8 protein-coding genes are annotated in these 12,280 nt (G+C 46.9%); 5 read left to right on the forward strand and 3 right to left on the reverse strand.

Annotated elements, in window-relative coordinates:
* The first annotated feature begins 32 nt into the window (after nt 1-32).
* Nucleotides 33-1,361, forward strand: a complete 1,329-nt coding sequence (locus EXU85_RS00440) for an aspartate kinase (protein WP_142770194.1) — start codon at nt 33-35, stop codon at nt 1,359-1,361.
* A gap of 64 nt (nt 1,362-1,425) precedes the next feature.
* Nucleotides 1,426-2,697: a serine--tRNA ligase gene (gene serS, locus EXU85_RS00445; RefSeq protein ID WP_142770195.1), complete on the forward strand. Its 1,272-nt coding sequence runs from the start codon at nt 1,426-1,428 to the stop codon at nt 2,695-2,697.
* Between the two features lie 87 nt (nt 2,698-2,784).
* Here serS and EXU85_RS00450 read toward each other — a convergent pair whose 3' ends face one another.
* Nucleotides 2,785-3,060: a hypothetical protein gene (locus tag EXU85_RS00450; protein WP_142770196.1), complete on the reverse strand. Its 276-nt coding sequence runs from the start codon at nt 3,058-3,060 to the stop codon at nt 2,785-2,787.
* Between the two features lie 87 nt (nt 3,061-3,147).
* Complete coding sequence (locus tag EXU85_RS00455) at nt 3,148-4,425, reverse strand: DUF349 domain-containing protein (protein WP_142770197.1); 1,278 nt, start codon at nt 4,423-4,425, stop codon at nt 3,148-3,150.
* 73 nt (nt 4,426-4,498) lie between these two features.
* Here EXU85_RS00455 and ettA point away from each other — a divergent pair, with 73 nt between their 5' ends.
* Nucleotides 4,499-6,166: an energy-dependent translational throttle protein EttA gene (ettA, locus tag EXU85_RS00460; RefSeq protein WP_142770198.1), complete on the forward strand. Its 1,668-nt coding sequence runs from the start codon at nt 4,499-4,501 to the stop codon at nt 6,164-6,166.
* Between the two features lie 52 nt (nt 6,167-6,218).
* On the opposite strand, the gene EXU85_RS00465 is transcribed toward ettA, so the two are convergent.
* A complete protein-coding gene (locus tag EXU85_RS00465; RefSeq protein ID WP_142770199.1) occupies nt 6,219-7,250 on the reverse strand; it encodes a type IX secretion system membrane protein PorP/SprF in 1,032 nt (343 codons plus the stop codon).
* Between the two features lie 233 nt (nt 7,251-7,483).
* Between EXU85_RS00465 and EXU85_RS00470 the strand changes: the two genes are divergently transcribed.
* Entirely contained in the window at nt 7,484-11,143 is a 3,660-nt protein-coding gene (locus EXU85_RS00470; RefSeq protein ID WP_210422426.1) for a gliding motility-associated C-terminal domain-containing protein, read from the forward strand.
* Nucleotides 11,144-11,243: 100 nt separating this feature from the next.
* Nucleotides 11,244-12,272 (forward strand): Holliday junction branch migration DNA helicase RuvB, encoded by a 1,029-nt coding sequence (gene ruvB, locus EXU85_RS00475; protein ID WP_142770200.1) that lies wholly within the window; start codon nt 11,244-11,246, stop codon nt 12,270-12,272.
* Nucleotides 12,273-12,280: the final 8 nt, after the last annotated feature.

Below are 12,280 nucleotides of genomic sequence, written 5' to 3' on the forward strand. Positions count from 1 at the left end.
TCTGTCGCTCATTCACTCTTTCTCTTAAAAAAATGTACGTCTGGAAATTTGGCGGTACGTCTGTCGGGAAGCCCGAGCGTATGCGGTCGATTCGCAACTTGATTACCGAAGATAACACGCGCAAGATTGTTGTCTTGTCAGCTTTGTCTGGCTCAACGAATAACCTGCTGGCCATTGGCGAATCGCTTAAAGCGAACAATGATGCCGAAGCTAATGCTAAAATTGATACGCTTAAAGCGCATTACGACAGCTTTATCGACGAGTTGTACAGAACGACCGATGGCAAAGCGGCCGGACAAAAAATTATAGATAACGAATTTTCCTTTATCCGGTCTCTAACGGGTATCAAGCCATTCACGCTGAAGCAGGAGAAAGAGTTAGTGGCTGAAGGCGAATTACTCAGCACACAAATTTTTCAGGCCTATCTGGATGAGGAAGGTGTAACATCCACTTTACTACCTGCGCTGGAATTCATGCGGATTGATGCCGATAACGAGCCGGAAATCCATTATACCGAGCAAAAGTTAGCCGAGATATTGCCTCAGCATGCCGATAAACAAATTATTGTTACACAAGGCTTTATCTGCCGAAACCCGCGTGGAGAAGTCGATAATCTCAAACGAGGAGGCTCGGATTACACCGCTTCGCTGATTGGTGGTGCCATACGCGCGGAAGAAATCCAGATTTGGACCGATATCGACGGGATGCATAATAATGACCCGCGTATCGTGAAAAATACATTCCCGGTTCGCGAACTAACGTTCGATGAAGCGGCTGAACTGGCCTACTTCGGGGCGAAAATTCTGCATCCGTCCACCATTACGCCTGCGCGTATGTTCGGTGTACCGGTTCGCTTAAAAAACACAATGGACCCCAGCGCCCCTGGTACGCTCATTGCCGACAAAACCAGTGATCAGGTGTTTAAAGCGATTGCGGCTAAGGATGGCATTACCGCTTTGTATATACACTCAACCCGTATGCTAAATGCCTATGGTTTTCTACGCCGGATTTTCGAGATATTCGAGAAATACAAAACGCCGGTCGACATGATAACTACATCCGAAGTGTCGGTGTCGGTCACAATCGATAACACAGAGCGTATTCAGGAAATTACGGATGAACTTAATACATTCTGCACGCTGGAAGAACCCGATTATGATCAGACGATTATTTGCATTGTAGGGAATTTTAGTGCTGATAATGAAGGTGTTGCACTTCGAGTGTTCAATGCCATGAAGAACATTCCAATCCGGATGGTTTCCTACGGAGGTACGGAAAGTAACCTGTCGTTACTCGTTCATGGTCGTTACAAAGCAGAAGCTTTGAATGCACTGAATGATGGACTGTTTGCTAAAGCGTAGCTTACTAACTACTATTGACTCACTATCAGCCTTTTGCAAAGGGTACTGAACCTTAATTACACGAATGCTTCAACTCAATTTTATCCGCGAGAATAAAGACACCACCCTGGCGGGACTGCGCAAACGAAATTTTGCCAATGCCGAGGCTGTTGTTGAACAAGTGCTCACGCTCGATCAGCAACGACGGGATACTCAACGCGAACTTGACGATGTATTAGCCCAATCCAATGCTAAAGCAGGCCAAATAGGCGCGTTGATGAAAGCCGGTGATAAAGTTGCTGCCGAAGCTGCTAAGGCTGAAACGGCGGATCTGAAAGCACGCTCTAAAGATCTTGCCGATACGCTTCGCCAGATTGAAGCCGATCTGCAAGCGGTTTTAGTGACGATTCCCAATATACCTCATAGTAGCGTTCCCGCAGGGCGTACTGCCGATGATAATGAAGTGGTATTGGAGCATGGAGAAAAGCCAGCACTTCACGAAAAAGCACAACCGCATTGGGAGCTGATCAAGAAGTATGACATTATTGACTTTGAACTTGGAGTCAAAATTGCAGGAGCTGGTTTTCCGGTTTACAAAGGAAAGGGTGCCCGGATTCAGCGGGCGATGATTAACTTCTTCCTCGATGAAGCCCTAAAAGCCGGATACGTAGAAGTACAGCCGCCTATTCTAGTTAATGAAGATTCGGGCTTCGGCACCGGCCAGTTGCCAGATAAGGAAGGGCAAATGTATTTTGCCACGGAGGATAAATTATACCTGATCCCAACGGCCGAAGTACCCATCACCAATATTTACCGGGATGTGATTCTGCCCGAAAATCAGTTGCCGGTTAAAAACGTGGGTTATACGCCCTGTTTCCGTCGTGAAGCGGGTTCGTGGGGAGCGCACGTTCGTGGATTGAACCGGTTGCATCAGTTTGACAAGGTCGAAATTGTTCGGATTGAGAAACCAGAAAATTCATACGCAGCTCTGGAAGAAATGAGCCAGCATGTGCAGGGATTATTGCAGAAACTAGAACTGCCTTATCGGGTGCTGCGACTTTGCGGTGGTGATATGGGCTTCACATCGGCGCTTACATATGACATGGAGGTCTGGTCGGCGGCTCAACAGCGTTGGCTGGAGGTTAGCTCAGTTTCTAATTTCGAAACGTACCAGGCTAATCGACTCAAACTTCGCTCGAAACTTGAGGCTAAGATGCAACTGATGCATACGCTGAATGGCTCGGCCTTAGCCTTGCCACGTATTCTGGCGTCAATTCTCGAGAATAATCAAACCCTAGAAGGTATTCGAATTCCAAAGGTGCTAGTGCCGTATTGTGGGTTTGAGATGATTGATTAAAAGACACTAGGTTACTGTTACAAGAAAATCCCCGTAGAAATAGCTCAGGCTATTTCTACGGGGATTTTCTTGTAACAGTATTCTGGTTTAACAATCACATGAATAGTTGCCATAACCAGGATATTTCGGGGATAGTTTGCTTGAAACGCTCACAACTCGATCAAGTGGTATTGTCTCGCCAGTAGCTAACTCAAGCCACTCTGCCCCATTTTCCACAACAAGTTGCTTGATCATCACGTCGGCTTTGATAAACTCACTAAGATCGGTCAGGTATTCAAGCCGCACGAATTTGCCAGGAACAATAGCCGCACGAAAGTCAGTATCGGAGACAATAAAATCAGATTTAACCAGGTTCGTTTCCATGTCCTAATAACAATACCAAAACGCGAAACGTGCCCCGTTTTGTAGTCAGGGCACGTTTCGCGAAATTAAACCTGTAGTATAAGAATCTTAATACCCTGCTGTTTCCAGTTGTTTCTGTAGCTCACGCAGAATCGTTTCTTTCATCGCGATTTTACGCTTCTGAGTATTGATTTTATTCAGAATCTGCTTGTCTTCGTCATTGTTCGGGTCGAGACCGTCGGCATCCTGTAACGCAAACTGAAGATCGTTTTTCTCGCGTTTTACAAGATATTCCATCTCCCGGATTTTCGTCCGAATCTGTTCTGACTGGCTTTTGAGTTCAAAGGCCGGGTATTTCCGCGTTAGCACACGGCCTAGATAACTCAGTTCAAAAATTTTGTCGCAGGCAGCCCGGAAGCGTTCATTAACAACTTTGTCCTGTAGTTTAAACGGCACCCGGATTTCTTTCCAGCTATTCAGCAATACTTTGGCTCGTTCGGCAGCCGCGAAGATGTCGGATTGTTTGGACAGTTTTTCCGCTTCATCGGCCATTTTCATTTGAGCCTCTATGCGGGGGTCAATCTTTGGAACCAGAACAATGCCTTTCGCGTCGTTGTACTTCGCGTAGAACATGGTTGTGGCTTTCTTAAACTGCTTGTACAGTTTACCACTTTTCTTGATCGGAACCTCGCCAACCGCCTTCCAGGCATTATTGAGTCGCCGGACTTCCTGGAACGCAGCATCCAGATCGCCCAAGCGATTAGCCCGGAAAGCCAGCCGGATAAGCTCGTCGTATTTATCCAGGCGTTCCTGAATAACCTTGTTCTGTTCGTTGAAGAACTCACGTCGACGCTGAAAGAACCCATCCAGAAGCTCCTGGAACCGACCCTCCACTTCTTCCTCAACCGACTTGTCTACAGGGCCGGTTTTAATCCACTTGGTCTTGATTTCCTGTAACTCATCGGCCGTTGTTCGCCAGTCAGTACTGTCAACAATGGCTTCAGCTTCGGCAATCAAGGCCCGCTTAATGTCATGATTTTTCCGTTGGTTGACCGTAATCAAATCGGCCAGCAACTTCTCTTGTTCGTCCAGCCGATCGAGCAGCGGGGGGAAATCCCCTAATGCATCGAAGCCGAGCAGTTTCTTGCGGAGTTGAACCAGTTTCGTCAGGTACGAACCTTTGTTCTGAGCTTCGTCGATGTCTTTTTCTAACTGACTGACTTTGTTCTCAGCAATGATGAAGCGGTTTTTAAAATAATCGAGCGCTTCCTGCTCGGTGCGTTTGACTTCGCCGATCTGGCGGTCTTCGTAATTCAGGTAGCCTTTCAAAAATACCTTTCCGTCTTTGACGTAACCGTATTCATCTACCAGTGAAGCGTTTTCCATTACTGTGCTTGGTTAAGGCTGCGCTGTGGGTTAAATTTGAGGATTATTGCCAACACAAATCTATCAGAAATTAATGAGTCAGGAAACCATAATTTTCTCTATGGCAGGCGTGAGTAAAAATATTCCGCCTAACCGACAAATCCTAAAGAACATCTACCTTTCCTTTTTTTATGGTGCAAAAATCGGCGTTCTGGGGCTGAATGGCTCCGGTAAGTCGACCTTATTGCGCATCATTGCAGGAATAGACAAAAATTATACCGGAGAAGTTGTTTTCTCCCCCGGCTACTCAGTTGGGATGCTTGAACAGGAACCAAAATTTGAGGCTGGCAAAACAGTACGAGAAGTTGTAGAAGAAGGTGTACAGGAAGTAGTGAGCCTTTTGAAAGAATTTGACGAAATCAATGAAGCCTTTGGCGATCCTGATGCCGACTTCGATAAACTTATTAACCGGCAAGGTGAGGTTCAGGAGAAACTTGACCATTACAACGCCTGGGAGCTTGATCAGAAACTGGAACGAGCAATGGATGCCCTGCGCTGCCCTCCATCTGATGCGCTGATTGATAATCTATCCGGAGGTGAAAAACGTCGGGTAGCGTTGTGTCGTTTGCTACTCCAGCAACCTGATGTATTATTGCTTGATGAGCCTACTAACCACCTTGATGCAGAATCTGTATTATGGTTAGAAGAGCACCTTCGTCAGTATACGGGCACGGTTATCGCCGTAACCCACGATCGCTATTTTCTGGATAATGTAGCCGGCTGGATTCTTGAACTTGATCGGGGCGAAGGTATTCCCTGGAAAGGCAATTATTCTTCCTGGTTAGAGCAGAAACAAAATCGGTTGGCCAAAGAGGAAAAAACAGAATCGAAACGTCAGAAAACGTTGCAACGTGAGTTGGAATGGGTGAAAATGGCCCCTAAAGCTCGTCAGGCCAAATCAAAAGCTCGTTTAGGGGCCTATGAGCGACTCTTGAATGAAGACGCCAAACAGCGCGATGAAAAACTCGAAATTTTCATTCCTGCCGGGCCGCGTTTAGGCGCTAAAGTCATTGAAGCTGAGGATGTCTCTAAAGCTTTTGGCGATCGACTTCTGTTCGAACATTTAGAGTTCCGGTTACCGCAGGGTGGTATTGTAGGAATTATTGGTCCCAACGGAGCTGGTAAAACGACGCTCTTTAAACTAATTACAGGGAGAGATAAACCCAATTCAGGTACGTTTGATGTTGGTGAAACGGTAAAAGTGGCTTATGTTGATCAGGAACACGACGGTCTTGACCCCAATAAAACGGTCTATGAAACGATTTCTGGGGGCAACGATTGGATTATAATGGGCGGAAAGCAGTCCAATGCGCGGGCCTATGTAAGTCGGTTTAACTTTGGTGGAGCCGATCAGGAGAAGAAAATTGGAACTCTATCAGGTGGGGAGCGCAACCGGGTCCATCTAGCCATGACCCTTAAGGAAGGCGCGAATCTGTTGCTCCTGGATGAGCCTACCAATGATCTTGATATCAACACATTGCGAGCGCTGGAAGAAGGTCTGGAAAACTTCGCGGGTTGTGCAGTTGTCATCAGCCACGATCGCTGGTTCTTAGATCGTATTGCAACCCACATTCTAGCCTTCGAGGGTGATTCGCAGGTGTATTGGTTTGAGGGTAATTTTTCGGAATACGAAGAGAACCGCCGTAAACGCTTAGGATCGGAGGCAACGCCCACTCGGATAAGGTATAAGAAACTGGGGTAAATTAAAAGGGACTGATTTTAAAATCAGTCCCTTTTAATTTAGAAAAGTAGAATCAAAACTTCGGACAAGGCAATTTCTTATCCCGGCGTTTTACACCCGGCCGACGGCCTTCTGGCTTGTCGAAAATATAGGAGAGCGACAACTCATGTGAGCCACCGCTGTTACCGAGGGTCGAAATTGTGACATCGTAGCTGTAGCCGATGGAGAACTTTTCCATACGCCAGCCAATCAACGCAGCTACCGCATCATGATTGTTAAGCGTCTGGTCATATTTTTTAAAAGGAATACCTCGGTAGTATGCTCCGATTGTTAGCGGAGAGTAGGTCAGGTAAGCGCCTAAATCCAATTGATCATACTTGCCCTGATGCTTGTACATAATCACGGGCGATATACTAATTTCCCGATCCTGTTCATCAGCTAAACCTGTAAAGCCAGCCAGTGGAATGCGCAGACCAGCCTGAATGCTGGTTTTCATCGGCAATCGCTCGTTCTCGCTGTTGAAGAACCCCTGAGATGGGCGATTGATATGGTGTGCTGATGCACCAATCCAGAACCAATCGGAGTAAAAAAGGCCACCCGTCGAAAAGTCAAGATATTTATTCGTGGGTAAACCTCCTTGCAACGCTGGATCGCCGGAAACGCTACCTGTTATAAAGCCCCGATCCGTAAATTGATCGCCGGTTGTCAGGCCGAAATAGTTAATACTACGGTTCACGTAAGAACCCTGCAAGCCTAAACGTACAAATGATGACTCACTTACCTGGAATTGGTATGCATATTGCAACCCTATATCCGTTGACTGAATCCTTCCCTGTCCCTGGTTGTCACTCTGAATCATCAGACCAACACCGCTATTATATTTTTCGATAAAATGATCTACCGCAACCATCGTTGTCACATAGTTGGTAATGGCAGGCCATTGATTTCGGTAATTTGCCGTGATACGCGGAGCCAGTGCCGAACCAGCAAAGGCTGGGTTCAGATAAAGAGGGGCAGCATAAAACTGAGTGAACTGAGGGTCCTGGGCAAAGGCCATCCGGCTCAGGGTCAGTGTCAACATCGTCAGTAAATATTTCTTAAGCATGATAACAAAATCAGGGCAAAGACTGGGCCAACTTTATTGTTGCAACGTTATCAGTACGAACGAAGTATTTAACAACACAACAATCTATAAAATTAGGCGAATTTTAAGGGCTTTTACGGTGCTCAGGGAATAAAATTTTAACGAAACACCGTCGTTTATACTAACGTAATGCCCCTGTTGTTGTTATGCCGAGGGAGTGAATTTGAGAGGGTGGCTTTATTCAGCGTTTCTTCATGTTAAGGTTTAGCAGTTATATCCGTGTAGTTGGAGTTTGGGCTGTGCTGTTTCTAATGGCAGGACTGACTACGTCCTGGGCACAGGAAATTAAAATTAGTGGAAAGGCCTGCATTCCCGATCAGGAATGCAAAGCGGATTCCCTAACGTTTACAGATAGCGTAACAACGGGCGTAACAACCCGGGTCTGGAGTTTTGGTGACGGTGGCACAATTACGACGCAAAAGGATTCCGCGGCCCGGCATGTTTATCTGATGCCTGGTAACTACACCATCACCTTGACCCGTACCGTCAGTGGAACGGTACAGACAGCAACGCGAAGTATTAATATCAGTACTCCTCCTCCGTCTTTTACCAACTGGCGGACGGATACCACCATTTGTAAAGGCGAGAAAATAACACTTGATCCCTACGCTGGCACTACTCAATCGGGTTATCGGTATATATGGTACCCCAAAGGAGATACGACGCAAAGTATACAGGTCGATAGTTCTGGCTGTTATTCGGTGGAAGCTATTAGTCCTAATGGCTGTTCATATCAGAATCGGATTAACGTCGATGTTTGTGGCGAAAAGAAAGAGTCGCAGGGGGTGAAGTGGTATTTTGGCCAGAACTCCGGTTTGGATTTTAGTGGTGGCGGTACACCTAAACCCATCACAGATGGAAGTTTAAGTACTATTGAAGGTTCTTCGTCCATTGCCAATACCAAGGGCGTTTTACTGTTTTATACGGATGGTATCATTATTTACGGCAAAGATGGTAAGCCACTGAAATCACTCGTGCCGGGAGATACAACTACCGTCCAGATTCCGCTGGATGGTAGTACGCACTCTACACAGTCGGCTTTGATTGTCCCAAAACCAACCTGCCGGGGCTGCGAGTACTTGTATTATGTGTATACCACTTCCGAAATTCGGGGTAAGAAAACACTAACGTATAGTGTTGTTGATATGCGCCAGAATGGTGGGAAGGGTGCCATTGTTGAAAAGAACGTTCCGATCTCTAATCAGAGTACCGAGCAGTCGGCTTCCGTAGAAAATACACGCGATTCAACCTTTTGGGTTATTACACGGAAATACGGAACAAATGAATTTCAAATTCAGCATTTAACCCGGGCCACATCGCCTATTGTCACTACATACAAAGGTGGACAGGTCATTGACTCGCTGGCTAATGCCGAAGGATATATGAAAATTGGACCAGCCGATACAACAAGTGGGAATGAAGGCAATCGCCCATTGGCTGTTGTTATTCCTGGGCCACCCAAAAACTCCATTGATCTCTATACGTTCAATGATTCGACGGGTGCAATGACGTTCAATCGAACGCTTGATTTAGGCCCGGCACCGCCCAAAGCATATGGGGTAGAGTTTTCGCCCGATGGCAAGAGTCTGTATGTTACAATGCTCGCCGATACAAATAGTGACGGTAGTTTGAAAGGAGCTTCTTATATTTTAAAGTATGACCTGAGTCAGAAGGATTCGCTATTAACCAGTTCAAAAACGGTTGTTGATAGTAGTACAACGAGGCAGTACGGGTCCATACAGATTGGTCCCGACGGTCGAATTTACGTAGCGATAAAGGGAAGTACTTCATTGGGTACCATCGAAAATCCAAATGGGGGGCTGCTTGATAGTTTACAATTTAATCCAGCGGGACAATCGCTCGGCGGAAAAACCAGCCAATTAGGGTTGCCTAACTTAGTGGCCAACTTTAACGATAATTCCAGTGGACCGGGGCTAACGTATGCGGATACATGTGTTAGCGCACCAACAGTATTTCAGATAGGACCAAACTGCCCGAAATTGAAGGAGGCTTATACCTTAGATTATGGAGATGGAAGCCGCCCGTATTCAACCACGTCGGCGCAGCCCGTTACACACAATTACACGAAGCCTGGACAATACTTCGTCAGCCTTCGAATTATCACGAAAACAAGCACAGGAGGGATCTGTAAAGACACCCTGATTAAAGATACACTGACCATTTTAGAAACACCACCCGATATACATTTGGGAGCGGATACCGCTATCTGCAATAAAAAAGGCATTACACTGGATATAAAAGTGCAGGCAAAAGTATATGTCTGGCTTGTGAATGGAGCGGTAGCGAGTAGGCAAAAGACAATCACACTCACCAGGCCCGGTTATTACATCGTAGTAGGTCTGGCTGCTAACGGTGAATGTTTTAAGAGTGATACCATTGAGGTGCAGATAAAGCCGACGCCATCGCTCGATCTTGGACCCGATACCGTTTTCTGTTATCGATCATCAGTCAATTTAACCGTTCCCCAACAAACCTGGACACAGTTTCAATGGAGTAACGGTGGGGATACACGAACAATTACCGTTTCCAAAGGCGGTACTTATACGGTTACGGCGCAGTCAACCGTAAACGGCACTACCTGCGAAAACTCGGATACGATCCGGGTTAGTGAACTGCCTAAGTTGCGTTTGGCTGCGAATCTGACCGGTCCAACAACCTGTACATCGGCAGATGGTTCTATCCAATTAACGCCTACTCCGGCTGGTACCTATGAGTACGTATGGACTCGTTCAGATGGTGCTATTTTAACCGGAGTGGGTAGTCAGCAAACAAGTCTGGCCGAAGGTGGGTACAAAATTAGCGTTACTGATAGTGTTCATGCCTGTAAGGCTGATACGGCCTTTACCCTGAAATCGCCAGCCAATCAACTAGTGCTTACGCCACTGGTTAAGGATGCCTTGTGTAGTGTTCCCAATAGTGGCACTATTAGTCTGACTGTTTCAGGAGGGACAGCGGCCAGTTATACCTGGCTGGACCAGAATAATAACCTGATCACAACGACGACTAATCTGGATAAGGCCTCCCCTGGGCTTTATACAGTTCAAGTGATTGATACAAAAGGGTGTAAAGCGTTGCTGGATAGTATTAAGGTAGGCCTTGATAGTACTGGATTTGCCCGACTGGGACCTGATACGCTTAAGTGTAACGGGCTTGGGGTTGTATTGGTACCTCTGTCAGGCGATCAGCCGGGTAATGTCTATCAGTGGAGTACTGGGGCCTCTACACCATCAATCACGGTGGTGCAGGCGGGCGCGTATAGCCTTATCGTTAGGAATACACAGACAGGTTGCGTTGGACGCAGTAGTATTCGTGTCGGGGATCGACCACCGCCAGCGTTTTCGCTCACACAATTGGCTTCCATTTGCGAAGGCGATCTGGGTAAAGCACAGCTCTCAGCCAATGGTGCGCCTGGCTTGCGCTATTTATGGCTGACACGAAATGACACCACCAAAACGATAACCGTAGATCGAGCGGGCAATTACTCCGTTCAGGTGACCGATCCGCAGGGTTGCACGGCAACCGGCTTAGCCCGCGTGATCAATCAGTGCGAACCGCGCGTTAATGTACCCGATGCGTTTACGCCAAACAACGACGGTGTAAACGATGTGTTACAGATTTTTACGGCTTATATTACCGACTATGACTTCAGGATTTATAACCGCTGGGGGGAGGTAATTTTCTCTAGTAATAATCCAGAGCAAAAATGGGATGGCACCTATCGCGGATCTACCTATCCATCAATGCTTTATCCCTATATAATCACCTTTAAAAGTGAGTCGTTTCCTGAGCGCGAACGCGTTGTAAAACGGGGTTCTGTATTGCTGATTCGATAGCGGTTTTCTGCTCTTTTTTTTGTAAATTTGACGTAAACGACCTGGCAAAATAAGGCTGTTTTCTGGCTGAAATTTTGCCAGGTCTACACGAATCAAAACCATGCGAAACGACTTTTTGAAAGGCTCGACAGATGGCATGAGTGCTACCGACAAAGAGATTGAACGGGCGCTGAGGCCGCTCTCATTCGAAGATTTTACAGGGCAGGCTAAGATCCTCGAAAATCTCGAAGTATTTGTTCGGGCCGCCATGCAACGCGGTGAAGCCCTCGATCATGTGCTCCTTCACGGCCCTCCGGGTCTGGGCAAGACAACGCTGTCGCACATTATTGCCAACGAGCTTAATGCCAACATAAAAATGACCTCGGGTCCTGTGTTGGATAAACCCAGCGATCTGGCTGGCCTGCTAACGAATCTGCAGCCTAACGACGTATTATTTATTGACGAAATTCACCGGCTCAACCCAATTGTGGAAGAGTATCTGTATTCAGCAATGGAGGATTATAAGATTGACATCATGCTGGACTCTGGGCCCAATGCCCGGACTGTGCAGATTAAACTGAATCCATTTACGCTGATTGGGGCTACTACTCGTGCGGGTATGCTTACATCGCCCTTGCGAGCTCGTTTCGGTATTAGCTGTCGGTTGGAGTATTATGATGCCAAACTGCTGACGACCATTGTACAGCGGTCGGCTGCAATTCTGGGGACGCCTATTGATGAGACGGGTGCTTATGAGATTGCTCGCCGAAGCCGGGGAACACCTCGTATTTCCAATAACCTCCTGCGCCGAACCCGGGACTTTGCTCAGGTTAAAGGTAATGGATATATCAACGTCGACATTGCCGAAATTGCGCTGAGCGCGCTTGAAGTTGATCAGAATGGCCTGGACGAAATGGATAATCGGATTCTGACAACAATCATTGAAAAGTTTAAAGGAGGGCCGGTTGGCCTCTCAACGATAGCTACTGCCTGTGGCGAAGAAGCTGAAACGATTGAGGAGGTCTATGAGCCCTTCCTGATTCAGGAGGGTTTTCTGAAGCGAACTTCGCGTGGGCGTGAAGCGACTGAAAAAGCCTATATTCACCTTGGTATTGTGCCTAATTACCGTACCGGGGAGTTATTTGGGTAACTAGCTAA

This window comes from Spirosoma sp. KCTC 42546, from assembly GCF_006965485.1.
In the GTDB taxonomy this organism is placed as follows: domain Bacteria; phylum Bacteroidota; class Bacteroidia; order Cytophagales; family Spirosomataceae; genus Spirosoma.